Here is a 24271-nt window from a genome sequence, read left to right on the forward strand (position 1 = left end):
GTTGCGCCCATGGTACACAAAAGTGGCAGCAACATGTCGCCCTGCCCCGCTTCTCCCGCACCCCGCGCTTGACAAGCGGGCAGCGCCATATTCTCTGCCGACCGCTCCGCATCAAGGAAATGGCCGTGGCTGACACTGAAGTAGTTATCTCTCCCGTATCCGGCAAGAAGGACCTCGATGCCTTCATCGCCCTGGCCTGGCGTATCTATGCGGACGATCCGAACTGGGTTCCCCCGCTCAAGAGCGAAATGGTGGAACTGCTGACCCCCGGCAGGAACCCGTTCCACGAACATGCGGACATGCAATTGTTCCTCGCCCGGCGCGGCGGCGAGGTAGTGGGGCGCATTTCCGCCCATATCGACCATCTGGCGATTGCACAGCCGGTGGAACAGGGCATGGGCCCCGGCACCGGCAACTGGGGCTATATGGAAGCTGTGGATGAGGCCACCTGCCACGCGCTGATCGCTGCGGCGGAAGGCTGGCTGAAGCAGCAGGGCATGCACCGCGTGCTGGCGCCGATCAGCCAGTCCATCTGGGAAGAGCCGGGCCTGCTGGTGCAGGGCTTCGATCATCCGCCCGCGATCATGATGGGCCATCACCGGCCCGAATATAAGGGCTGGATCGAAAGCTATGGCTACGCCAAGGCCATGAGCCTGAAGACTTACGATCTGGACGTGACGGGCGGCTTCCCGCCGCTGGTGAACAAGATCGTGGAGATGGGCGAGCGCAATCCCCGCATCCGCATCCGCGAACTCGATCTGGCCAATTTCGAACGCGACGTGCAGATCGTGATCCACATCCTGAACGATGCATGGTCCAAGAACTGGGGCTTCGTGCCCTTTACCGATACTGAAATCCGCTATGCCGCCAAGAAGCTGAAGCCGCTGATCCGCCCGGATGTGAACATGATCGCGGAGCTGGACGGCAAGGCCGTGGCCTTCATGCTCACGCTTCCTGACGCCAATGAGGTAATCAAGGCGATCAAGGGCAAGCTGTTCCCCTTCGGCTGGATCAGGCTGCTGCTGTGGATTCGCAAGCCAAAGCCGCGCACCATGCGCGTGCCGCTGATGGGCGTGCTGAAGGAATACCAGTCCTCCCGCATGGCCAGCCAGCTGGCTTTCATGATGATCGAATATATCCGCCGCGTGGCCGTGGGGACTTATGGCACCGAACGCAGCGAGATCGGCTGGATCCTTGACGACAATCAGGGGATGAACGCCATTGCCGATGCCATCGGCAGCAAGGTCAACAAGGATTACTGGATCTTCGAAAAGCCGCTGGAGGGCTGAATTCCGCCCTTCCCGGCCGGGAACAGCTCGAAAAAAAGGCCCCCGTCCTTGCGGAACGGGGACCTTTCGGGATCGTATCACCGGCCGCTTGGACGGGAGGGGGGTCTCGGCGGTGACAAGGCGTAAATGCATGGGCCGCGTCCCGGTTCCCGATCTTGTCACCGCAGACTGCAAATTTTTGGCATTATCGTTTGGCGATCCCCGGTCTAGACTGGAGCCAATGGGCTGCCTTGCCGGAATCCGGCGTGTTTCGGGCGCCTTATCGTTCGGGAAAGGGTCTGATGTCGCTGGGTAACAAGGTCGCCGCCGATCTGCCATTCCTGCGCCGCTATGCGCGCGCGCTGGCCGGATCGCAGGAACTGGGCGACGCGCAGGTCCGCGCCTTGCTGGAAGCCGCCGTGGCCGATGCCGGGCTGCGCGCCTCGCTCGATGGCGGAAGGGTGGCGCTGTACCGGGCATTCAATCTCCAGTGGTCATCCTCCAGCGCCTCCGTGGCTGACGAGGCGGAAGGACTGCACGAAGCAGCCGCACAGGCGCAGTTGCGCAAGATCACCCCGCTCAGCCGGCAGGCCCTGCTGCTGACCACGCTGGAGGATTTCAGCCCGGATCAGGCCGCCGATATTCTTGGCCTTGCAGTGACGGACGTGGAAGATCTGGTGCGCGAGGCGATCGCGGAGATCGCACGCGAAACCGCCGCCGCCGTGCTGATCATCGAGGACGAACCGCTGATCTCCATGCAGCTGGAAGAACTCGTCCGTTCGCTGGGTCATGACATTGCCGGCACTGCCGCCACGCGCAGCCAGGCGCAGACCGTGGCAGCAGACACCATGCCCGGGCTGGTGCTGGCGGACATCCAGCTGGCCGACGGCAGTTCCGGCCTCGACGCGGTGGACGATATTCTTGCGCTGGGCGAGGTGCCGGTGATCTTCATCACGGCCTATCCGGAGCGGCTGCTGACCGGCTGCTGCCGCGAGCCGACCTATCTCATCACCAAGCCGTTCACCGAAGCAAGCGTGCGCGCCGCGATCGGACAGGCGCTGTTCTTCGGATCAAGCCGCCCGGTGGAGTGACCGGCCGGAAGGCGGCGTGATGCGCCCAGCCTAGAACCGGCGGCGCAATTCGAAGAAATGCGCCGCGCGCACGGGCACCACCAGAGTGCATTTGACGCCTTCAGGCTCGAAGCGCAGATCCACCGGGTGCTGCAATTCGTGGGCCACGATCTTTTCGATCAGGTCCATCCCGAAGCCCCGCTTGCGCTCTGTCGGAACGGGCGGCCCGCCGGATTCGGCCCATTCGATCCGCGCCTTGCCATCGGCCTGCTCCCACCGGATCGACAGCCTGCCCCCAGCCTGGCTGAGCGCGCCATATTTGGCGGCATTGGTTGCCAGTTCGTGGATCGCAAGGCCCAGTGAAAGGGCATCGTTGGGCGCCAGTTCGATCTGCGGCCCCTCCATCTCGATCACTGGCCCGCAATCGCGGGCATAGGGCGCCAGCTCCGCCTCCACCACCGATCCGATGGGCGTTGCGCCCCATTCGGACTGAGTGAGAAGATCATGTGTTGCCGACAGGGCGCGGATGCGGCCTTCCAGTCCTTCGGCAAACTCGTCCAGATCGGTCGCACGCCTGCGGGTCAGCGCCACGATGGACAGCACATTGGCCAAAGTGTTCTTCACCCGGTGATTGAGTTCGCGGGTCAGCGAATCGCGGATCGCGTTCTGCTCCTCGAACCAGACCAGCCGGGCGCCGTCTTCCTTGGCCTGCTGGGTCAGCATCCGCGCCAGCAGGGCCAGCAGCAGCGCAACTGCCAGTCCGAACACCAAGGTCGTGACCGAAAGGGGCGACAGCATCGAACCGCGCCCGCCGGTCACTTCCAGCACCCATTGGTTATCGGCGATCGTCACCCCTTCGCGCACATTCAGCAGGCCGGGCTCGGGTGACGGGATCGAGGCAAGCAGCCGGTCCTCGCTCACCACCTCGTCATACAGCTTGATTCCCAGATCCCCGCGCGACGCAATCAGCAGTGCCGAAGCGAGAAAATCCTGCGCCACGAAGGCGGAATAGACAAAGCCGCGCAGCCGCGCCCCGCCCGGCACGCTTTCGAACACGGGCATGTAGATCAGGAACCCCGCACCGCTGTCGCGCCCCTGCCGGCTGAGCGATACCTTGCCGCTGGCACTGGGCCGGGCGGTCCGCTCCGCCTCGATCATCGCCGCGCGCAAGGTCGGCTCCACATACATGTTGTAGCCCAGCGCGCGGCGGTTGCGCTGCGTATCGGGTTCCAGCAGCGTGACCGGGACGGCATAGGGCTGGCCGGGCGCGATGGCCGGGCGGATATGCACGTCCTCACCATATTCCAGCATCACCAGCCGGTCGAAATCCTCAACCTGCCCCGCGTCCACTCTCTGCGCCCAGCCGATGCCGTCGGCCCCGCGAAAATCGGTGTCGAGGCGCAATTCGCTGACGAAACGGCGGAAGTGATCGGCCTGCGAATTCTCCAGCGTGCCGAACAGGGCGGCGCCTGCGCGCAGATAGGCCGCGTTGGCGTTGGCCCGGCGTTCCAGCGCGGAGGCAATGGCGCCCGCCCTTTCGCGCAACTGGGCAACTTCGCTGCGCTGCTCCACCCGCTCGATCGCATAGATGGCCATCAGGGTGACGGCCATGACCAGCGCGAAGATCGCCAGCGGAACGGCGCGCGGGAACTGCACCAGCCAGCGCCGCGCCGCACTCTTCTGGGAAAAAAAACGTGCCAATGAACCGCCCTTGTGCCCACCCTGCATCCGGCTTCTAGCGCCGGGTCTTCGCCGTTGCACCCTTTTCGCCGCTGCCCTACTCACACAGAGTAACAGGCAGGAAACACGGACCGGCCGGATTAGGTTCCGGAAAGCACCGCAAACCCGGCCTGCCAAATAGCCATCCTGCCGGAGCACCAGGCACCCAATGTCAGAACGCAGCGATAATCCCGACAAGACAGAGGGCAAGGCTCCTGCTGCAAAGACCGGCGCGCGCAGGGCAGCGCAGCCCAAGGGCAAGAAGCCTGAATGGGCGGATGGGCTGAAGCGGCTGTACGATTCGGTAGTGGAAGAACCCCTGCCCGACACTTTCAAGGATCTGCTCTCCCGTCTGGATGACGATCAGTCATGAACAGGGACGGATTAGACAAGTCAGGCCGCAGGGCCGGAGAAGCCTTCAAGCGAGAGCTGACCGATGTGATCCCGCATCTGCGCGCCTTTGCGCGCGGCCTGTGCGGCCGGTCCGACCTGGCGGACGATCTGGTGCAGGAAACCCTGCTTAAGGCCTGGGCCGCGCGGGAACGATTCGAGCCGGGCACATCCATGCGCGCCTGGACCTTCGTGATCCTGCGCAACGCCTATCTCACCGACATGCGCCGCGCACGCTTTCGCGGGGAATATGACGAGGGACTGGCCGAACGCATCCTGACCGCGCCTGCCGATCAGGAAGAGCCGGTCCATCTGGGCGACCTGCACCGCGCGCTGCAAACCCTGCCTGCCGAACGGCGCGAGGCCCTGCTGCTGGTGGGTGCTGGCGGCTTTTCCTACGAGGAAGCGGCCGAGATTTGCGGCTGCGCCGTGGGCACGATCAAAAGCCGCGTGGGCCGCGCCCGCGCCGCGCTGAGTGCAATGATCGAGGAAGGCAAGATTCCCCGCCGCAGCGTGAGCGATGCCGAGGCCCATCGCGCGATCCTGGAGGAACTGGACAGCGTATCGGGCGGCATCCCCGACGGGGCAGGCCATTCGTCGGGCGATTAACCGCCCGATTGACCGGAAACGCAACCCACGCCAATGATAGCAGCGCCGCCCACAGGGAGGGGCGAGCGTGGATGAGTTCCGACACGACCAGCAGTCCGACACCGCAGCATTCCGCACCCGGAGCCAACCCGGATGGCGCACCGCGCCGCCGCACACTGGCCTTTGCCGCACAGGAATTGCGGCTGATTTCCGCGCTGGTGCTGCTGATCGCCATCGGCCTGTTCCTGGCCCTGCCCTTCGTGCTGTCTATCGGGTCGGTGGTGTTCCTGCCGCTGGTTTCGGCCATCGTGCTGACCATTGTGCTTTCGCCCTTGTCCGACAGGCTCGCATCCTTCGGCATACCCAATATGCTGGCATCCTTCCTGTCGATGCTGCTGTTCATCGCCATTCTGGTGGTGGCCCTCGTCACCATCCTCAGCCCGGCGGTCGATCTGTTCGACCGCATGCCCGCCATGGCCGAAGCCGTGGGCCAGCAATTCAGCCAGTTGCGCGGCAGCCTGGCATGGGTGAACAAGCTGAACGAGCAGCTGGCGGAAATCGCCGGCCATCGAAACGGCCCGCAAGTGGTGCTGGCCAGCCCGTCCTTCCTTGAAGAAGTGGCCTTCGCCACGCCCAGCGTGGTGGTGGAAGTGCTGCTGACCTTCCTGATGGCATTCTTCATGATCGAAGCGCGTGGACGGATGCGGCACCATGTGCAGTTGCACCACGCTTCCATCAACACGAGCGTCAAGGCTGCGCGAGTGATGCGCGACGTTCAGGACCGGGTGGCGGCCTATATCCTGACTGTCACACTCGTCAATGTGGGGGTGGGGTGCATCGTGGCCTTCGGCGCATGGGCGCTGGGCATGGACGCACCGATCATGTGGGGCGGGCTTGCCGCGCTGCTCAATTTCCTGCCCTATGTCGGCCCGCTGATCATGATCGGGGTACTTACCCTGTTCGGGCTGGGCACAGCAGATACGGTGCTGTGGGGCATGGTGCCCGCCGCAATCTATCTGGGGCTGCACACGGTGGAATCGAACGTGATCACGCCCGCGATCCTGGGCGCGCGCTTCACCATGAACCCGGTGCTGATCCTGATCGCCCTATCCTACTTCTCGTGGATATGGGGCGTGCCGGGCGCGCTGCTGTCCGTGCCGATCCTGCTGACGCTGACGGCGGTCGTGGACCATCTGGGCAGGCCCAATCTGCTGGGCTTCCTGTTCGGGGAGCCGCTGTTTCCGCTCAACCCGATCGACCCGCCAGCCGAACCCGCATCCGATGCGGGCGTTCCGGCTGGCGATCCCGGCCAGCCCTGAACCGCAAGGTTCCGGCCGGCCGGGTCACTCAAGGCCTGAAAATCAGGCCGGGTACTTCCACGCAGTGCCGCGAGCCAGGTTCTCGGCCGCGAAAGCCCAGTTGAGCTGCGCGATCACCTTGTCGAGGTAAGCGGGGCGCGCATTCTGGTGGTCCAGATAATAGGCGTGTTCCCACAGGTCGATCACCAGCAGCGGGTTGCCGCCCTGATCGGCGAAGGTTTCCGCGTCGTGCGAATCCTTGACCACCAGCTTGCCGCCTTCTTCGACCAGCCACACCCAGCCCGAGGCGAAGTGACCGGCGCCGGCAGTTGCCAGCTTTTCCTTAAGCGCGTCGAGCGAGCCGAAATCGGCGTCGATCTTGGCAGCCAGATCGCCTTCGGGAGCAGTCGCTTCCGGCGACAGCGAGTACCAGAAGAAGCCGTGGTTCCACACCTGCGCGGCATTGTTGAACAGGCCGGCATTGCCGCGAGCCTTGGCGATCACGGTTTCGAGATCGTCATTGGCCATATCGGTGCCATCGATGGCAGCGTTGGTCTTGTCCACATAGGCCTTGTGGTGCTTGCCATGGTGGAACGAGAAGGTCTGGGCGGAGATCGCCGGTTCGAGCGCGTCGCTCGCAAACGGAAGGTCGATAAGTTCGAAAGCCATTGTAAATCCTTGCAAGGGAGCTTCGGAGGCGTTTCCATAACGCCCCTTGGCGCTTAGCGGTGCCGTCTTTTTCGCTCAATCTTTAGATCGTGATTGATCGACTGAAGCGGTCACAGACACGTCCATCGTCACATTTCCCACGGTTCGCACGATGTCGGGCAGCATTTCCACTGCCACCAGCAGGGCCAACGGGCCGATGGGCACGCCCATGGCCAGTGCGATGGGGCCGACCGAGGCGACGAAACTGATCGTTCCGGGCAGGCTGACCGAACCGATGGTAGTCACCAGCGCCACGGCCGCACCGGCTGCGATTGTGGCGGGAGTGAGCGGCACGCCGGTCAGCTTCGCCACATAGATTGCCACGGCAAGGTTCATTGCCGGGCTGGTGGCGCGGAAGATCGCGACGGCGAGCGGCAGGACGAAATCCGCGCTTGTCTCCCTCACGCCCAGCTGACGGCAGGCGGCCAGCATGGCGGGCAGGCTGGCGAGCGAGCTTTGCGTGGAAATCGCCACGGCCTGCGCGGGCAGCACAGCACGGGCGAAGGCAGCCGGGTTTCTGCGTCCCGCCAGCACGGCCAGCGGATAGGCCGCGATCAGTACCACCAGCCCCATACTGGCCACCACGAGGATATAGTGCCCCAGCGCCAGGAAAGCCCCCGTCCCCGCCCGCGCCGCCACACCAATGGCCAACGCAAACACACCGGCCGGGGCCAGCCACAAAATCCAGCCGACAATCGTCAGCATCGCATTGCCCAGCGCGGCGAAGAAGCCGGTCATCAGGCTGCGCTGACTTTCAGGCAGTTTCGCCACCGCGACGCCGAACAGGGCGAAGAACAGGACCAGCGGCAGCATGGCGTTCTCCGCTGCCGCGCTGACCAGATTGGGCGCCACGAGCGAACGGATGAACTCCCCGATGCCCGGAACAGCCTGCCCTTCTCCCGGTGCGACGGCCAGTGCCTGCGCGGCCGATGCGGGAATGGGGAATGCTTCCAGCAGCAGAGGGGTGGCAATGGCGGCAAAGGCCGTGCCCGAGGCCAGCACGCCGAAGATGTAGGCCAGGGTCCGCCGCGCCATGGCCCCGGCACGTGCGGTTTCCACCATGCGCGCGATGCCGGTGACGAGCAGCGCGGCGACCAGCGGGATGATCGTCATCTGCAAGGCGCGCAGCCACAGGCTGCCAATTGTCTCCGTGGCTTCCACCAGCGGGCCTTCCAGCCTTGTGCCCGCCAGCAGTGCGCCCAGCACCAGCCCGGCCGCAAGCCCGCCGAAAGTCCACCACACGGGCAGCTTCAGCGCCTCGAACCCGGCTCTCGCCTCGCCTCGCTCCATCGCTTTCCCCACGTAGAATGCCCTAACCCATGGTGACATTAGCGGCGCAAAGCGGCATGGCAATCAAGGGGGCAGGCAATGGCGTTTCAGGAGCCTCGATGACGCGCAAATATTTCGGGACGGACGGGATTCGCGGGCGGGCCAATGCCGGCATCCTCAATGCGGCCACCGCGATGAAGGTGGGGCAGGCCGCAGGCCGCCACTTCCTGCGCGGCAGCCACAAGCACCGGGTGGTGATCGGCAAGGATACGCGCCTGTCAGGCTATATGATGGAAACGGCGCTGGTGGCGGGTTTCACCAGCGTGGGCATGGATGTGATCATGACTGGCCCATTGCCCACCCCGGCAGTGGCCCTGCTGACCCGCGAAATGCGCGCGGACATCGGCGTGATGATTTCCGCCAGCCACAATCCCTATGCCGATAACGGCATCAAGCTGTTCGGCCCGGATGGCTTCAAGCTTTCCGACGAGGACGAGCTGGCGATCGAAAAGGCGATGGGGGAAGACATTCCCCTCGCCCAGGGTGACCAGATCGGCCGCGCCCGCCGGATCGAGGATGCACGCGGGCGGTATATTCACGCGATCAAGCAATCCCTGCCCAGCGACATCCGGCTGGACGGCCTCAAGATCGTGGTCGATTGCGCCAATGGCGCGGCTTACACCGTGGCCCCCAGCGCGATCTGGGAACTGGGCGCCGAAGTGATCGCCATGGGCGTGGAACCCAATGGTCTCAACATCAATGACGGCGTCGGCTCCACTTCGCTCGATGCGATCAAGGCCCGCGTGGTGGCTGAAGGTGCGGATATCGGCATCGCGCTGGACGGCGATGCGGACCGGCTGATCGTGATCGACGAGAAGGGCCAGACCGTTGATGGCGACCAGATCATGGCCCTGATCGGCAGCCGCCTTGCCGAGAGCGGCGAGTTGCGCGGCGGCGGCGTGGTGGCGACCGTGATGTCCAATCTCGGCCTCGAACGCTTCCTCGCCGGCAAGGGCATTGACCTGCTGCGCGCCAAGGTGGGCGATCGCCACGTGCTCGAGAAGATGCGCAAGGGCGGCTACAATGTCGGCGGCGAACAATCGGGCCACATGATCCTGCTGGACCATGCCACGACCGGCGATGGCTGTGTTGCCGCGCTGCAGGTACTCGCCGCGCTGGTGCAGACCGGGAAGAAGGCCAGCGAAGTGCTGCATCTGTTCGATCCCGTGCCGCAGCTTCTCAAGAATGTCCGCTATTCCGGTGGCGCCCCGCTGGAGAATGAAACGGTGAAATCCGTGATCGCCGATGCCGAGGCCGCGCTTGCCGGCAAGGGCCGCCTGGTCATCCGCCCTTCCGGCACGGAACCGGTGATCCGCGTAATGGCCGAAGGCGATGACGAGGCTCAGGTGAAGCAGGTGGTGGAAGACATCTGCGCAGCCGTGGAGGGAGCCGTCTGATGCCGCTGGAAATGCGCCCCGATTGCGAGCGTTGCGGTGCCGACCTCCCGGCAGAGGTCGGTGGGGCCTTCATCTGCAGCCTTGAGTGTACCTTCTGTGCCCCTTGTGCGGACGCTCTGGACGAGCTCTGTCCCAATTGCGGCGGCGAACTGCTCGACCGGCCGACGCGGGCGAAGAAGTGGCATGAGAAATATCCGCCCTCAACGGAGCGGCGGTTCAAGGGCTAGACCGCACGCATGCTTCCACAGGTTCGAGATTGTGACCACACCCGCTCAGCCTGAGCTTGTCGAAGGCCACGCACCACCCTACCCCGGCAACATGACCACGCCACCGCGCATCCTATCCATCGCCGGTTCCGATTCCTCGGGCGGCGCCGGAATCCAGGCCGACATCAAGACCATCGCGATGATGGGCGGCTATGCGATGACTGCCATCACTGCCGTGACCGCGCAAAACACCATGGGCGTCACCATGGTGGAAGCCCTCACGCCCGCCATGGTCGCCGCCCAGATCGACGCTTGCCTGTCGGACATTGGCGCGGACGCGGTAAAAATCGGCATGCTCGGCTCGCCCGAAATCGCCGCCGTGGTTGCCGAAAGGCTGGAACGGCAGGCAATCCCGGTGGTGTTCGATCCCGTGATGGTGGCCACCAGCGGCTCCGTACTGGCCGATGAAGCCACGATAGCCGGGTTCGAGCGGCTGATGGCGCTTGCCACCCTTACCACGCCCAACGTGCCTGAACTGGCCGCGCTGGGCGGGGCGGAGCGCATGACGGAGCGCGGCATTTCCTATCTGGCCAAGGGCGGCGATGCGGAAGGCCCCGTGGTGGAAGACCGGCTGGTCCGCCCCGGCATGGCAGACATTATCTGGCACTCAGGCCGGATCGAAACCCGCCACACTCACGGCACGGGCTGCACCCTGTCCAGCGCCATTGCTACCGGGCTGGGCCGAGGCCTGCCGCTGGGCGAGGCGATTGCACAGGGTCGAGAATTCGTCCGCGCCGCCCTGCTGGCCGCGCCGGGCTTCGGCGCGGGGCATGGGCCGATGGGGCATCAGGCGGTCCGCTAAGGCAGACACCTCATTCGTCATTGCGAGCATAGCGAAGCAATCCAGACCGCCGCGCCGGCTCTGGATTGCTTCGCAGCTGTGCCGCTCGCAATGACGAAACAGCCGAAATCTAGAAGTCGCCGCTTTCGTCCAGCGGGTCTTTCAGGTCGTAGAAGTCCTGAATGTGCTTCCAAGCATCTTCCGCCGTCTCACACCAATGGAACAGCTTCAGATCGGCCCGGTTGATCGTGCCTTCATCGGCCAGCGCCTCGAAGTTGATGACCTTGTCCCAGAACTTGCGGCCGAACAGCAGGATCGGGATCGGCTTCATCTTCTGGGTCTGGATCAGGGTGAGCGTCTCGAACAGCTCGTCCATCGTGCCGAAACCGCCGGGGAACACCGCAATCGCCCGTGCACGGATCAGGAAGTGCATCTTCCTGAGCGCGAAATAGTGGAAGCGGAACGAGAGATAGGGCGTGACATAGGCATTCGGCGCCTGCTCATGCGGCAGCACGATGTTGAGGCCGATGGATTCTGCCCCCGCGTCGGACGCGCCCTTGTTGGCTGCTTCCATGATCGAGGGGCCACCGCCCGAGCAGATCACGAATTGCCGTTTGCCGTCCTCAATGATCGACTTCTCGCTGGCGATGCGGGCCAGCTTGTAGGCTTCCACGCAATAGCGGGCCTTGGCGGCGAGATTTTCCGCCACCTTCTTTTCCTCATCCGTCTTGGCCCGGGCGAAAACGGCCTCGATTTCCTCTGGCGCCGGAATGCGGGCGGAGCCGTAGACCACCAGCGTGGAGCCGATGCGAGCCTCGTCCATCAGCATTTCCGGTTTCAGCAGTTCGAGCTGGAAGCGGATCGGGCGCAGTTCCTCGCGCAGGATGAAATCCGAATCGCGGAAGGCCAGGCGATAGGCCGGATGCTGGGTCTGCGGGGTTTTCGCAGGGCGCTGCTCGGCAAAGCGGGTTTCCTGCTCCGCGCCGTAAAACCGCTGGTCGGTAAGATCGTGCTCGTCAGTCAATTCGAGCCTCTCCTTGAAGTTGTCGCGTGCCTCTGCACGAGTGATTTTCCGGCACCTGCCTAGGAGCAGGTGCCGCGCTTGGGAAGCGCCAAAGGGCGCGGGATGGGCGCTGCAAACGCCCGGCAGCTTGCTGTCAAAGCGCCTCGCGCCTTAGCGGCCCCCATCCGTGGAGGTGGGCGTCACATCCCTGAAAACCGGCGCCGGGTCCGCCTTTGGCTCGGCAAATCCGGACACGGCAGGATCGGACTGCCCGATGGCCACCATATTGGTCTGCTCCTCGAAATTGACAAGCAGCCGCAAGACGTCGGGCCGGGAGTAATGGCCGATGCTGTCGGACACATATTTGAACTGCGCGATAAGCGAGAGGTCCAGCTCCGCATGGAGAATCGCCTCCCGGTCGCGATTGGGGCCAGCCAGTATCTGCCCGGTCGGCGCGATGATCGCCGTCCACCCGCCACCTTCGCGCACCATGTCAGGCTTCCCTTCGAACCCCAGATCCCTGATCGTCGCGGCATCCACGCAGGATTGCACATTGATCACGAAACACTGGTTCGCCGCCGCATGATGGCGCGCAGCCGCCTCGGTCAGATCGTCGAACACGCCGGAACTGGGATCGTGGCTGACTGCGGAGCCTGCAGGCCAGACCGCCACGTGAATCTGCTCACCCTGGCTTGCCAGCGCATAGCGGGCCAGATCCATCGAATGTTCCCAGCAGATCAACCCGCCCAGCTTGCCGAAGGGCGTGTCGATCGGCTTCAGGCCGGAACCGTCGCCCCGGCCCCACACAGTCCGCTCCACGCAGGTGGGCACCAGCTTGCGATGCCGCCCCACGATCTGCCCGGAATCGTCGAAATAGAGCAGCGTGTTGTAAAGCGTGCCCCCATCCTTTTCGGAAATGCCGATCGCCACATAGGCGCCTGCCTTGCGCGCCGCCGCGCCGAGGCGATCCGTCGCCTCGCTGGGCACGGTGATGCTGTTGGCGAACAGGCGCAGGAAATAGGGGCTGCCCGTGGCCGGAGTATGGGTCCAGATCCAGACCGGGTAACCGGGGATGAAGGTTTCGGGGAACACGATCAGCTCGGCCCCGTCCTTGGCCGCCTCGGCAATCAGGGCGCAGGCTTTTTCAACGCCCGCTTCCCGATCCAGAAACGGCGACGCCGCATGAACGGCGGCCACCTTCACCTTTGGAAAACTGTCTCCCATCGCGCCTCTCCACGGCTATGCCTGTTTTATCGGGCAAAACTATGTGGCGGGCAGGGATCGATGTCCAGCGCCCGACCGAGGCACAGGACAGGCACCCAGGACACCCGCGAAGGCTACGCGAGGCCCTGCCTGACTGGCACGGAGGGAGGCTGATGATGGTGAAGGTGCTGGATGCCCCGCGAGGATTCGAACCTCGATAGACGGAATCAGAATCCGTAGTCTTACCATTAGACGACGGGGCAGTGCGGGGCGAGCCTCTAGGGCGCGTTCCACACTTGGTCAACCCCACCATGCCCTGTTCTTTCGCGCCGCTTGCTCCCTATCCCGCATGGCGCTAGCTTGCGCGGCAGGTACCCCCCTTGCAGGGCGGGCAAAAGAACAAGAAAGAATACGAGTATGGCGGACATTTCTCCGCCGGACAGGCAGCGGGACGCTGCGCGACGGTCGGGCCGGGGCAAGCGGAAGGGAAAATCCCGCAGTACCGGATCGGAGGGCAGGCAATCCCGCGCTTCCGGCGAAAAGCAGGAAGCCCGGGCGAATGCGCCCGAACCGGGTGGTCGCACAAAACCCGGCATGTTTCAGGGCAATGCGGCGCCGCGTGGCCCATTGCCGTATCGCAATTCCTATGCGGCGATCGATCTGGGCACCAATAATTGCCGCCTGCTGATCGCGCGGCCCTCCGGCAATAATTTCACCGTGATCGACGCGTTCAGCCGCGTGGTTCGGCTGGGCGAAGGGCTGGCACAGACCGGGCGCCTATCCGACGAGGCGATGGACCGCGCCGTGGGCGCGCTGCGCATTTGTTCGGAAAAGCTCAAGCGCCGCAATGTCCACCTGGCCCGTTCCGTTGCGACGGAAGCGTGCCGCAGGGCCACCAATGGCCGGGAATTCATCGAACGGGTAAAGCGCGAGACGGGCATCGTGCTGAATGTCATCACCGCCGAAGAAGAAGCCCGCCTTGCCGTGCTGGGCTGCCACATCCTGCTGGAAAACGGCCAGGGCCCGGCCGTGATCTTCGACATTGGCGGCGGATCGACCGAACTGGTGCTGATCGAGCAGGGCGGCCCGATTCCCGAAATCGTCGACTGGCAGAGCGTGCCCTGGGGCGTCGTCTCACTGACCGAGACCTGTGGGCATGACGAATCGTCTGCCGAGGCGCGGGGCGCGCGCTATGCGGAAATGCGCCGGCTGGTGAGCGAAAGCTTCGCCCCCTTTGCCGAGCGTATCGCGTCCGCCCGCTCGCCCGATCTGCGCCTGCTGGGCACCAGCGGCACAGTGACGACACTGGCCAGCGTCCATCTCGACCTGCCGCAATATGATCGCAAGGCCGTGGATGGCCTGATCGTGCCGGCCGATTCGATGCGCTCCATCAGCAGCCGCCTTTCCACTCTCTCCCCGGCAGAACGGCGGCAATTGCCCTGTATCGGCAACGAGCGAGCCGATCTGGTGGTGGCAGGCTGTGCGATTCTCGAATCGATTCTGGACATTTGGCCCGCCGAAAGGCTTGGGGTGGCGGATCGCGGCATTCGCGAAGGCATTCTGCGCAGCCTGATGAGCGCCGACAATGAAGGCGAACAGGCGCGCGCCCATCTGCGCCGGACGAAGAGGCAGGCATAGTGAGCCGATCCGGACGCAACCCCGAAAAGCGCGTGAAAACCGCGCGCGGCCGCACGGCCTCTTCGAATCGCTGGCTGTCGCGCCAGCTCAACGATCCTTACGTGAAACAGGCCAAGGCCGAGGGCTATCGCAGCCGCGCGGCCTACAAGCTGATCGAACTGGACGAGAAATTCGGCCTGCTGAAGGGTGCCCAGCGAGTCGTGGACCTTGGCATCGCCCCGGGCGGCTGGAGCCAGGTGGTGCGCAAGGTGGCGCCGCGCGCAGCCATTGTGGGCATCGACCTGCTGCCTACGGACCCGATCGAGGGCGTAACCATCTTCCAGATGGACTTCATGGCCGACGAGGCGCCCGAGGCGCTGGAATCGGCGCTGGACGGCCCGCCTGACCTCGTCCTGTCGGACATGGCCGCCAATACGGTGGGCCACAAGCAGACGGACCATCTGCGCACCATGGGGCTGGTGGAAACTGCCGCCGATTTCGCGATCCAGACGCTGGCACCGGGCGGCGCCTTCGTGGCCAAGGTTTTCGCAGGCGGCACCGATCCCGAACTGCTGACCCTGCTCAAGCAGAAATTCACCACCGTGAAGCACGCCAAGCCGCCTGCGAGCCGCAAGGGATCGTCCGAGTGGTATGTGATCGCGCAGGGCTTCAAGGGCAACTGAGGGACTCAGCCCTCGCAAGCGCCAGCCGGCAACTCACGTTCAGACCGCAAAAATGCTTCGAGAGGCAAGGTTTCACGCTGCCTCAATCGTCACCCTGAACGTGTTTCAGGGTCCATTTCTCCTGATCGGTCCGCCGCTTGTGGGGATAAATGGATGCTGAAACGAGTTCAGCAGGACGACTGCGGATGGCAAAGGTCCACCGCATCGAACATCCGCAAGTGACAAACAAAAAGGGCGGGAATTACCCCGCCCTTTTCAATTCGGTGCTGTGCGCCGGATCAGTGAGCGGCGGGGGCCGCTTCTGCTGCCGGAGCTTCCGAACCTTCCGCGGCAGGCGCTTCGCCTTCGGCCGGAGCCGCGGCAGCGTCTTCAGCCGGAGCGGCATCGGCGGCCGGCAGGGGCAGGTTCGAGCCCTTGGTGTTGAGGAAGGCGATCAGGTTGGCGCGGTCTTCCGGATTGGAAAGGCCGGCGAAGCTCATCTTCGTGCCATTGGCGAAACCGCGCGGGCTCTTCAGCCATGCGTCGAGGTTTTCGAAGGTCCACTCACCGCCATGGCCCGAAAGGGCGCTGGAGAAGGCGAAACCGCCACGGCCCTGGGCAATGCCTTCACCCACGACTGCGAACAGATTCGGGCCGATGCCGTTGGCAGCGCCCTGATCGATCGTGTGGCAGGAAACGCACTTGGAGAAGATCTTCTCGCCCTTGGCGGGATCGGCTGCTGCAAGCAGGGTGTTGAGCGACGGGCCGGAGCCCGCGCCTTCTTCCGCGACGCCAGCGATCGGGAAGCCCATCTCGTGCGGACGGTGGTGCTTGTCGGCCTGAAAATACATGCCGCTCAGGATCGAAAGGCCAAGGGCCACGATACCTGAAAAGAGAAGCCATCCGGCAAAGGTGTTGAAACGGTCGGTCATCCGTGATCTGTCCGGGCGATTGGAGTTTGGGCGCCGCTCTAGTCAGCCCCCGCGCGCTTCGCAAGTGTCAACGTGACTTGTTCGCACAGCCCACTGCGTTTAGGCGCTTTGCACAATGCACAGCTTCCCTGCCCCCGCGCTCGCCCTGGTCGAGCAGATGACCGCTTCGGCGGCCGAAGATCCCGCGCGCGCGATCGCCTTTCAGGGCGCTCCGGGCGCCAATTCCCACCGCGCCGCGCTGGAATATGCGCCGGAATGCCTGCCTTTGCCGTGCTTCAGCTTCGAAGACGCGCTGGATGCAGTGAAGGCCGGTCGTGCGGGGGCCGCGATCATCCCGATCGAGAATTCCCAGCACGGGCGCGTGGCGGATATTCATTTTCTGCTGCCCGAAAGCGGGCTGTCCATCGTGGGCGAATATTTCCTGCCGATCACCTATACGGTGATGGGAATCGGCCCCGGCCCCTATACGGCGGCCTTTAGTCACCCCCAGGCACTGGGTCAGACGCGCCATTATCTGCGCAGCCACGGCATCGTGCCGATGGCCTATGCCGATACTGCGGGCGCGGCGGCCTATGTGAAGGAAATGGGCGACCCCAAGGCCTGCGCCATCGCGCCCAAGATCGCGGCCGAGCTTTATGACCTCACCGTCGCGGCGGAAGGCGTGGCCGATGCGGATGACAACACCACGCGTTTCGTCCTGCTGGCGAAAGAGCCGCTCGACCCGGCAACGCTGGAAGACGAACCTGCGATGACCACCTTCGTCTTCGAAGTGAAGAATGTGCCCGCCGCGCTTTACAAGGCACTGGGCGGGTTTGCCACCAATGGCGTGAACATGACCAAGCTGGAAAGCTATCAGGCGGGAGCGAGCTTTGCCGCGACCATGTTCTTTGTCGATATTGTCGGCCGCCCGGGCGAACCGAATGTGGACCGCGCGCTGGAGGAACTGAAGTTCCATTCCAAGGAAGTGCGCCTGCTGGGCAGCTATCGCATGGCGCGCGAACGCGGCTAGGCTGCTTCGCGGCGGCGCCTTCCGGCCCCTGCAAGGCAGCCTGGAACGCCCGATAAGAGATTGATCCCGTTTCGGGTCCAGTCGTTGCTTGCGCGGCCCGCGTGGCCATGCCACCACCGGCCGGTGACGAGGGCATCGGGCGAAATCGCTGGGGGGACGGCTGCCGGGTCCGCATCCGATGCGGTGCGCGATTGGGAAGCCGTGCGCGCCAATGCGGACATCCAGTTCGCGCCCGTCCAGATGCCCGAACAGGCCCCGCCACCCGACTGGCTGCTGCGCTTCCTGCAATGGCTGGGCGAGGTTTTCCGCCCGATCGCCGATGCGCTGGGCCTGTCCTGGCCGGTATTCAAATGGATTCTGCTTGGCATCGCCGTACTGGCCGTGCTGGCGCTGCTGTGGCGTCTGCTGGCCCCCATCGCGCGAATCCGCTTCGCCGGAAGCAGCCCCTCCGCCCCGGATGAAGGCTGGGCACCGGAACGCAGTGCCGCCATTGCCCTGCTGGAAGATGCGGACCGACTGGCGGCGGAAGGCCGGTTCGACGAGGCGACTCATCTCCTGCTGCAGCGCAGTGTTGCCCAGATCGCGCAGGCCCGGCCGGACTGGCTCGAACCGTCCAGCACCGCGCGCGAGATTGCGGCCCTGCCTGCCCTGCCAGATAATGCGCGCCGCGCCTTTTCGACCATAGCCACTCGGGTGGAGCGCAGCCTGTTCGCGCTGCGCCGCCTCGAATCGGAGGATTGGCTCGCCGCCCGCGCGGCCTATGCCGATTTCGCGCTGGCCGATTTCCGCAGCGGGGCAGCCGCATGAGCACCTCCGCCACGCCGCATGTGTCCGGGCCAGCACCCTTTTCAGGCAAGGCCGTGCTGGGCCTGCTGCTGTTTGGCGCCCTCGCCTTTCTGGCCGCGCTCTATTTCATGGGCGCTGGCGCCACGGGCGATAGCGGTAATGACGGCGGCGGCCATGCTGCGGGCGATGGACTCAACGGTTATACCGCGCTGGCCGAACTGCTGGAAAAACGCGGCAATGAAGTAAGCTTCCTGCGCAATCCCGGGCAGCTCGATCCCGATGCACTGCTGGTGCTGACACCGCCGCTCCATGCCGATGCGGAGGAGATCGACCGGATCATCTCGGACCATCGCCGCACCGGGCCGACCCTGCTGATCCTTCCCAAATGGCAGGCGTCCCCCATCCCCGCTTCCCTGGCAGTGAAGGCGGAAGAAGGCTGGGTATTCCTGTTCGGCGCTGACAGCCCGGAATGGGCAGCCGAGATCGGCCGGAAAGGCATGCTCAAGGCTTCGGTTTCCATCCGGCAGTCGGGCACTCGCATCGGGTGGCAGGGGCTGGGACAGCGCGGCATCCTGCCTGATGCGGATGCCGTGCAGTCCATGACATCTACCGAGATGGTCCCGCTGGTCGGCGCGTCTGATGGCCGCGTGCTTGCAGGGTTCTGGAACGATGGCGGATATTATCCCGACCTGTCCGACTGGGCCGGGGTCGAACCCCGCGACGATGACAAGGCCGATGAAGAATTGTGGCCGGTCGTGATCGTGGCCGAACCCGATCTGATGAACAATTATGGCCTGGCCGACAGGGACCGGGCAATGGTGGCCCTGACCATCGTGAGCGCCGCGCTGGAAGATTACGACCTGCCCGTGGCCTTCGACCTGACGCTGAACGGGCTGGGCCTGCAGCCCAATCTGCTCACCCTGGCTTTCACGCCGCCCTTCCTGGCAGCAACCCTGTGTTTCATCATCGCTGCCATCGTGGTGGCATGGCGCGCATTCAGGCGCTTCGGCCCGCCGCTGGTGGCCATGCCCGTCTTCGCTTTCGGCAAGAGACAGCTGGCCACTAACGGTGCGGCACTGATCCAGCGTTCCAAGCGGCTCTACCTGCTGGGCGCGCCCTATGCCGCGATCCTGCGTGGCCGCGTGGCGCATGCGCTGGGGATCAGGCCCGGCGGTGACGCCGCACATACGGAAAGCGAGATCGACCGGCTGCTGGAGCGGCGCGGGATCGAGCCGGCCAATTTCACGACCCATGCAGAGGCCCTGCGCGCCGCGCGCACTCCGCATGAATTGCTGCGCCATGCGCATGCGCTGAAGACCATCGAAAGGAAGCTTGCCCGATGACCACGACGCTTGCAGACGTCCGCGCGCTCGCGGATTCCATCCGCGCCGAAATGGCCAAGGCGGTGGTGGGCCAGCATGAAACCATCGAACACCTGCTGATCGCGCTGGTCAGCCAGGGCCATGTGCTGCTGGAAGGTCCGCCGGGAACCGCAAAGACCTTCCTTGCCCAGTGCTTCGCCCAGACGCTCGGCCTCGATTTCGGGCGCATCCAGTTTACGCCGGACCTGCTGCCGGGCGACATTCTGGGTTCCAACCTGTTCAACTTCCAGACCAGCCAGTTCACGCTGACGCGCGGGCCGATCTTCTGCGAATTGCTGCTGGCCGATGAAATCAACCGCACGCCGCCCAAGACGCAGGCCGCCCTGCTGGAGGCGATGCAGGAACGCCGGGTGACGCTGGATGGCGAAACCCACGCCCTGCCCAATCACTTCATGGTGGTGGCAACCCAGAACCCGATCGAGAATCAGGGCGTCTATCCCCTGCCCGAGGCGCAGCTTGACCGTTTCCTGTTCAAGCTGCTGATCCCCTATCCCAGCGCCGAGGAAGAAGCGGCAATCGTCACCCGCTTCGGCGAGCGGAGCGGCCCACCCCACCCGGCCGATTTCGGCGTTTCGCGCGTAACCGATGCCGCCACGCTGAACGCCGTGGCCGATGCCGCCAAGACGGTTACTCTGGCGCAGGAAGTGATCGAATATATCGTGCGGCTGGTGCGGGCCACGCGCGAATCGGCCGAACTGGCCAGCGGCGCATCGCCCCGCGCGGCCGTGCTGATGGCCAATGCCGCCCGCGCCCGGGCCGCGCTGGCCGGCCGCGACTATGTGCTGCCTGACGATGTGAAGGCACTGGCCACCGCCGTGCTGCGCCACCGCCTGCTGCTGTCGCCCGTGGCCGAGATCGAAGGCCGCCAGATCGAAGACCTGGTGACCCAGCTGGTCGAGCAGACCGAGGCCCCGCGCTGATCGCATGATCGTTCCGACCGCCCGCAGTCTGGCCCTTGCCGCTTTCGGCGCGCCTGTCGCGCTGCTGGTGGCATCCAGCGCGCCCAGCGCGTGGATCGTCGCCCCGGCGGCGTGTTTCGCGCTGCTGGTGCTGGTGGTGCTGGACGGGCTGGTAGCGGGCGTGCTGACCGATCTGCGAGTGATCGCGCCGGCCGATGCGGAAATCGGGCAGGAACTGGACGTGACGGTTCTGGCCGATATTGCCGGGCGAACCATGGGCGGGTTGCCCGAGGCAGCGCTGGCCTTCGATCCGCGGCTTGGCGATGGCGGCAAGGCACAGCTGCGTCTCACCGCCGATCCGGCCAGCAGCAGCTTTGTGGGCCGCGCGCAGTTAACACCCGTGCGGCGCGGCACGGGGGAAGTCTCTCGCATCTGGCTGCGCTGGCCCGGCCCGCTGGGCCTTGCCCACCGCCAGACCACGCGCGATCTGGAAACGAAAATCCGCATCTGGCCGGACCTTACCCCGGTGCGTTCCCCGGCTTTGCAGACCTTTCTGCGCGATGCCCAGTTCGGCCTGATCGCCCGGCGCATCCGGGGCGAAGGCACCCAGTTCGAGGCCTTGCGCGAATATGAGCCGGGGATGGATCGCCGCCGGATCGACTGGAAAAGCTCCGCCCGGCAGACCCGGCTTTATGCCCGCGAGAACGAGAGCGAGCGCAACAACCAGATCGTGTTCGCCTTCGATTGCGGTCAGGCCATGTGCGAGCCGGTGGACGGGTTGCCCCGGATCGACCGGGCAGTCTCCGCCGCGCTCACATCCGCCTATGTCGCGCTGAAGGGCGGGGACAAGGTCGCCCTGTTCGGCTTCGGCCAGCGGCCCGAATTGTTCACGCCCTTCGTCACTGACAGCCGCCAGTTCCACCGCCTGCAAAGCGCGGCATCCGATCTGGATTATCACGCGGCGGAACCGAATTTCACCCTCGCCCTCGCCACGCTTGCCTCGCAGCTCAAGCGCCGCTCGCTGATCGTGCTGTTTTCCGATTTCACCGATCCCACCAGCGCGCAGCTGATGGTGGAAAGCATCGGCCGCCTTGTGGAGCGCCATCTGGTGCTGTTCGTGACGCTGGAGGATACGGAACTGGCCAGCCTTGCCCAGGCCGATCCTGAAACGGTGAACGACGTGGCAGTGGCAGTCACCGCCGGTACGCTGGCCCGCCAGCGCGCCATCGTGCTGCAGAAGCTGCGCCAGCTGAATGTCGACGTGATCGAGGCCCCCTGGCAGGCCGTCACCTATCGCCTGATCGACCGTTATCTGGACATCAAGCGCAGCGGGAGCATCGGATGATGGGGCGCCTTTCGTCATTGCGAGGGGCTGAAAGCCCCGCGGCAATCCAGCGCCGAGCGCGCAACCGCCCTGGATCGCGTCGTCGTCTGCGCCTCCTCGCAATGACGAGGGAGGCACTTCGTCCATGAAGCCGATCAGCCAATTCTTCCGTTCCAAGCCAATCGAGGAACTGCCCGACATCGAAGCGGCCAGCCTGCGATCCGACCGTTTCCGGCTGGAGCGCGAGCAGGACTGGAAACGGCTGGAGGCGATCCTCAAGCGCATGGAGGGCGGGCGACTGCGCAAGGTGCCGGACGAGGATCTGCTGGACCTGCCCGCGCTTTATCGCACTGCTGCCTCCAGCCTTGCCATTGCGCGCGAAACCTCACTCGATGCAGCAACGCTGGCCTATCTGGAATCGCTGGTGCAGCGCGCATGGTTTCAGGTCTATGGCCCGCGCAGTTCGCTGATCGGCTGGCTGCGGCGCTTCTTCGGCGGCGGGTGGAGCGCATCGGTGCGCGAAATATGGCTGGAACTGTGCATCTCGCTGGCCGTGATGGTGGCGGGCGCGGTGGTCGGCTGGCTGCTGTGCGCGCGCGATCAGGCCTGGTATTATTCGCTGGTCCCGAACCAATTCGCCGATACCCGCATCCCCGGCGCATCGCGTGCGGTGCTGGAAAAATCGCTCAGCGGCGCGGAAAGCGCGGACGGCCTTTCTCTGTTTTCCGCCGCATTGTTCAGCAACAATGCCCGCGTGGCGATTCTTGCCTTCGCACTGGGCTTTGCCTTCGGCATCCCTTCGCTGATGCTGCTGATGCAGAATCTGGCAACGCTGGGCGCGATGCTGTGGCTTTTTCACGGGCAAGGGCTGACGCTGGACTTTGCCGCATGGCTTTCCGTCCACGGCACGACCGAACTGTTCGCGATCCTGCTGGCAGGGGCAGCGGGCCTGCATATCGGCCGATCCATGGCCTTTCCGGGCGAGCGCACCGTCATCGCGGCCGCCGCCGCCAGCGGGCAGCGCGCGGCGCAGGTTATGGCCGGGGTTGTGCTGATGATGGTGGTGGCCGCCGTGCTGGAGAGCTTTGCCCGCCAACTGGTCACCGATACTGGCGAAAGGCTGCTTATCGGCGGCACCATGCTGGCCTTCTGGCTGGCCTATTTCTTCGCCTTCCAGCGCAGCGTGGACCGCAGTGGCGAATGAGCAAGGCACGCGGCAATCGGCGGACAGACAAGCGTAAGCGCACGCTGGTGACGCCGGAAGGGCTGAGCCTGCCCATCACCATAGCCAGCAGAGGTGCCCGCGCGGCTGCCCTGATTCTGGACATGATCTTCATGGCCGTGATCCAGGTTTCGGTCACGCTGGCGCTGATTGCGATCATGGGCGGGATAGTAATGAACGGCGGGGACAAGGGGCCGGGCGAATTCCTCGCCGTGGTCTGGATCATCGCCATGTTCCTGTTCCGCTATGGCTATTTCCTGTATTTCGAACTCGGTCCGCGCGGGGCCACGCCGGGCAAGCGCATTCTGGGCATCCGCATCGCCGCGCGCGATGGCGGCAGGCTGAGCGTGAATGCCGTGATCGCGCGCAACCTGCTGCGCGACATCGAACTGTTCCTGCCGCTGACATATCTCATCATCAGCCTGGCCACCGGCGGCGCGGATAATTGGGCCATCTTCGCCTGGCTGGCGGTTTTCGTACTGTTCCCCTTCGTCAACCGGGACGCCCTGCGCGCAGGCGATGTGGTTGCGGGCACATGGGTGGTGGAAATGCCCCGGCGCAAGCTGGAACAGGCCATGTCGCTGGGCGAGGCAGCGCGGGGCCGTTCCGTGGCGACCGGCGCGCAATATCGCTTCGGCGAGGCCGAGCTTTCGGTCTATGGCGAATATGAATTGCAGACGCTGGAACGCGTGCTGCGCGAAAACAATGAAGAGGCGCTGGTGGCGGTGGCCACGGCGATCTGCAACAAGATCGGCTGGTCGGCCGGATCGGGGGACGAGCGGGCTTTTCTCGAAGCCTTCTACGCCCAGCTCCGCGCCCGGCTGGAACAGGGCATGCGCTTCGGCAAGCGCAAGGCGGATAAATTCTCATGAGCGAAACCAAGGCAAAGATCACCCTTCGCGAAGCCACGCAGGCCGACATTCCGGCCCTTGCCGCGCTGGGCCGCGACAGCTTTGTCGCCAAGTTCGGCCATATCTATTCGCAGGAAAACCTCGACGCCTTCCTGGCCGAGACCTTCAGCGAGGAAGCGATCGGCAGGGAGCTGGCGGATGAGGGCCGCCTCTACCGCCTCGCCTTCGACGAAGCGGGCGAACTGGCCGGCTATTGCAAGATCGCATTCAAATCCGCCTTCCCCGACCATGCGCGGGGCCAGCGCGCAATGGAACTGAAGCAGCTCTATGCCGCGCCCGACAGGGTGGGGCAGGGCATCGGCGCGCTGCTGATGGATTGGGCGATGGACCAGTTCCGCACGCGCGGCGCGGATGAAGTGCACCTGTCGGTTTTCTCCGAGAATCCCGGCGCCCACAAATTCTACCGCCGCTATGGCTTCGACAAGCTGGCGGACATCTATTTCTGGGTGGGCGACCACCGCGACGACGAGTTCCTGTTCGCGCGGATGCTGTGAGGGGTTTCTCTCG

24 protein-coding genes and 1 tRNA gene are annotated in these 24271 nt (G+C 64.7%); 18 read left to right on the top strand and 7 right to left on the bottom strand.

From position 1 onward, the window contains the following. The first annotated feature begins 125 nt into the window (after window positions 1–125). Both SZ64_RS11660 and SZ64_RS11665 read left to right on the top strand, forming a co-directional pair. Window positions 126–1289, top strand: a complete 1164-nt coding sequence (locus tag SZ64_RS11660) for a hypothetical protein (RefSeq protein WP_054532223.1) — start codon at window positions 126–128, stop codon at window positions 1287–1289. Window positions 1290–1570: 281 nt separating this feature from the next. Then, window positions 1571–2359 (top strand): response regulator, encoded by a 789-nt coding sequence (locus SZ64_RS11665; protein WP_054530979.1) that lies wholly within the window; start codon window positions 1571–1573, stop codon window positions 2357–2359. 30 nt (window positions 2360–2389) lie between these two features. Here SZ64_RS11665 and SZ64_RS11670 read toward each other — a convergent pair whose 3' ends face one another. Beyond that, window positions 2390–4039, bottom strand: coding sequence for a CHASE domain-containing protein (locus tag SZ64_RS11670; RefSeq protein ID WP_241773028.1), 1650 nt, complete (start codon window positions 4037–4039; stop codon window positions 2390–2392). A 187-nt stretch (window positions 4040–4226) separates the two neighbouring features. Between SZ64_RS11670 and SZ64_RS11675 the strand changes: the two genes are divergently transcribed. From SZ64_RS11675 to SZ64_RS11685, 3 genes are all read left to right on the top strand, one after another. Beyond that, window positions 4227–4430: a NepR family anti-sigma factor gene (locus tag SZ64_RS11675; RefSeq protein ID WP_054530980.1), complete on the top strand. Its 204-nt coding sequence runs from the start codon at window positions 4227–4229 to the stop codon at window positions 4428–4430. After that, window positions 4427–5056: a sigma-70 family RNA polymerase sigma factor gene (locus SZ64_RS11680; RefSeq protein WP_054530981.1), complete on the top strand. Its 630-nt coding sequence runs from the start codon at window positions 4427–4429 to the stop codon at window positions 5054–5056. The genes SZ64_RS11675 and SZ64_RS11680 overlap by 4 nt, the downstream gene beginning before the upstream one ends. Before the next feature lie 71 nt (window positions 5057–5127). Next, window positions 5128–6354 carry an AI-2E family transporter gene (locus tag SZ64_RS11685; RefSeq protein WP_054530982.1) on the top strand — a complete coding sequence of 409 codons (1227 nt, stop codon included), beginning with the start codon at window positions 5128–5130 and terminating at the stop codon, window positions 6352–6354. Between the two features lie 42 nt (window positions 6355–6396). On the opposite strand, the gene SZ64_RS11690 is transcribed toward SZ64_RS11685, so the two are convergent. Continuing rightward, window positions 6397–7002, bottom strand: coding sequence for a superoxide dismutase (locus SZ64_RS11690; protein WP_054530983.1), 606 nt, complete (start codon window positions 7000–7002; stop codon window positions 6397–6399). A gap of 75 nt (window positions 7003–7077) precedes the next feature. Then, window positions 7078–8343 (bottom strand): dicarboxylate/amino acid:cation symporter, encoded by a 1266-nt coding sequence (locus tag SZ64_RS11695; protein ID WP_241773029.1) that lies wholly within the window; start codon window positions 8341–8343, stop codon window positions 7078–7080. A gap of 86 nt (window positions 8344–8429) precedes the next feature. On the opposite strand from SZ64_RS11695, the gene glmM reads away from it, so the two are divergent. The 3 genes from glmM (at window position 8430) to thiD (ending at window position 10835) form a co-directional block, all read left to right on the top strand. Next, window positions 8430–9767, top strand: a complete 1338-nt coding sequence (gene glmM, locus SZ64_RS11700) for a phosphoglucosamine mutase (RefSeq protein ID WP_054532225.1) — start codon at window positions 8430–8432, stop codon at window positions 9765–9767. Continuing rightward, window positions 9767–9994: a DUF1272 domain-containing protein gene (locus SZ64_RS18310; protein WP_082384566.1), complete on the top strand. Its 228-nt coding sequence runs from the start codon at window positions 9767–9769 to the stop codon at window positions 9992–9994. The genes glmM and SZ64_RS18310 overlap by 1 nt, the downstream gene beginning before the upstream one ends. Window positions 9995–10085: 91 nt before the next feature. After that, on the top strand, window positions 10086–10835 hold the full coding sequence (thiD, locus tag SZ64_RS11705; protein WP_054530985.1) for a bifunctional hydroxymethylpyrimidine kinase/phosphomethylpyrimidine kinase: 750 nt from the start codon (window positions 10086–10088) through the stop codon (window positions 10833–10835). Between the two features lie 109 nt (window positions 10836–10944). Here the strand turns inward: thiD and SZ64_RS11710 are convergent, their stop codons facing one another. From SZ64_RS11710 to SZ64_RS11720, 3 genes are all read right to left on the bottom strand, one after another. Then, complete coding sequence (locus SZ64_RS11710; RefSeq protein ID WP_054530986.1) at window positions 10945–11838, bottom strand: LOG family protein; 894 nt, start codon at window positions 11836–11838, stop codon at window positions 10945–10947. A 150-nt stretch (window positions 11839–11988) separates the two neighbouring features. Next, window positions 11989–13041, bottom strand: a complete 1053-nt coding sequence (locus tag SZ64_RS11715) for a carbon-nitrogen hydrolase family protein (protein ID WP_054530987.1) — start codon at window positions 13039–13041, stop codon at window positions 11989–11991. Window positions 13042–13209: 168 nt separating this feature from the next. After that, window positions 13210–13283, bottom strand: a tRNA-Gln gene (locus SZ64_RS11720). A gap of 154 nt (window positions 13284–13437) precedes the next feature. Here SZ64_RS11720 and SZ64_RS11725 point away from each other — a divergent pair. Both SZ64_RS11725 and SZ64_RS11730 read left to right on the top strand, forming a co-directional pair. Then, window positions 13438–14658 carry a Ppx/GppA phosphatase family protein gene (locus SZ64_RS11725; protein WP_054530988.1) on the top strand — a complete coding sequence of 407 codons (1221 nt, stop codon included), beginning with the start codon at window positions 13438–13440 and terminating at the stop codon, window positions 14656–14658. Continuing rightward, window positions 14658–15320, top strand: a complete 663-nt coding sequence (locus tag SZ64_RS11730; RefSeq protein WP_054530989.1) for an RlmE family RNA methyltransferase — start codon at window positions 14658–14660, stop codon at window positions 15318–15320. The genes SZ64_RS11725 and SZ64_RS11730 overlap by 1 nt, the downstream gene beginning before the upstream one ends. 278 nt (window positions 15321–15598) lie before the next feature. Here the strand turns inward: SZ64_RS11730 and SZ64_RS11735 are convergent, their stop codons facing one another. After that, a complete protein-coding gene (locus tag SZ64_RS11735; RefSeq protein ID WP_054530990.1) occupies window positions 15599–16231 on the bottom strand; it encodes a cytochrome c family protein in 633 nt (210 codons plus the stop codon). 115 nt (window positions 16232–16346) lie between these two features. On the opposite strand from SZ64_RS11735, the gene SZ64_RS11740 reads away from it, so the two are divergent. From SZ64_RS11740 to SZ64_RS11775, 8 genes are all read left to right on the top strand, one after another. Continuing rightward, entirely contained in the window at window positions 16347–17240 is an 894-nt protein-coding gene (locus SZ64_RS11740; RefSeq protein ID WP_054530991.1) for a prephenate dehydratase, read from the top strand. A gap of 123 nt (window positions 17241–17363) precedes the next feature. Continuing rightward, window positions 17364–18047 carry a hypothetical protein gene (locus SZ64_RS11745; RefSeq protein WP_054530992.1) on the top strand — a complete coding sequence of 228 codons (684 nt, stop codon included), beginning with the start codon at window positions 17364–17366 and terminating at the stop codon, window positions 18045–18047. After that, the gene (locus SZ64_RS11750) at window positions 18044–19369 is read left to right on the top strand and encodes a DUF4350 domain-containing protein (RefSeq protein ID WP_054530993.1); all 1326 of its coding nucleotides are present in this window, start codon (window positions 18044–18046) and stop codon (window positions 19367–19369) included. The genes SZ64_RS11745 and SZ64_RS11750 overlap by 4 nt, the downstream gene beginning before the upstream one ends. Next, window positions 19366–20328, top strand: coding sequence for a MoxR family ATPase (locus SZ64_RS11755; RefSeq protein WP_054530994.1), 963 nt, complete (start codon window positions 19366–19368; stop codon window positions 20326–20328). The genes SZ64_RS11750 and SZ64_RS11755 overlap by 4 nt, the downstream gene beginning before the upstream one ends. Window positions 20329–20332: 4 nt before the next feature. Then, window positions 20333–21652, top strand: a complete 1320-nt coding sequence (locus tag SZ64_RS11760) for a DUF58 domain-containing protein (protein ID WP_054530995.1) — start codon at window positions 20333–20335, stop codon at window positions 21650–21652. Between the two features lie 124 nt (window positions 21653–21776). Beyond that, entirely contained in the window at window positions 21777–22835 is a 1059-nt protein-coding gene (locus SZ64_RS11765; protein ID WP_054530996.1) for a stage II sporulation protein M, read from the top strand. Next, window positions 22832–23725, top strand: a complete 894-nt coding sequence (locus tag SZ64_RS11770) for an RDD family protein (protein WP_054530997.1) — start codon at window positions 22832–22834, stop codon at window positions 23723–23725. The genes SZ64_RS11765 and SZ64_RS11770 overlap by 4 nt, the downstream gene beginning before the upstream one ends. Next, window positions 23722–24258, top strand: coding sequence for a GNAT family N-acetyltransferase (locus tag SZ64_RS11775; RefSeq protein WP_241773030.1), 537 nt, complete (start codon window positions 23722–23724; stop codon window positions 24256–24258). The genes SZ64_RS11770 and SZ64_RS11775 overlap by 4 nt, the downstream gene beginning before the upstream one ends. Window positions 24259–24271: the final 13 nt, after the last annotated feature.

It is taken from the genome of Erythrobacter sp. SG61-1L, from assembly GCF_001305965.1.
Taxonomy (GTDB): Bacteria; Pseudomonadota; Alphaproteobacteria; order Sphingomonadales; family Sphingomonadaceae; genus Andeanibacterium.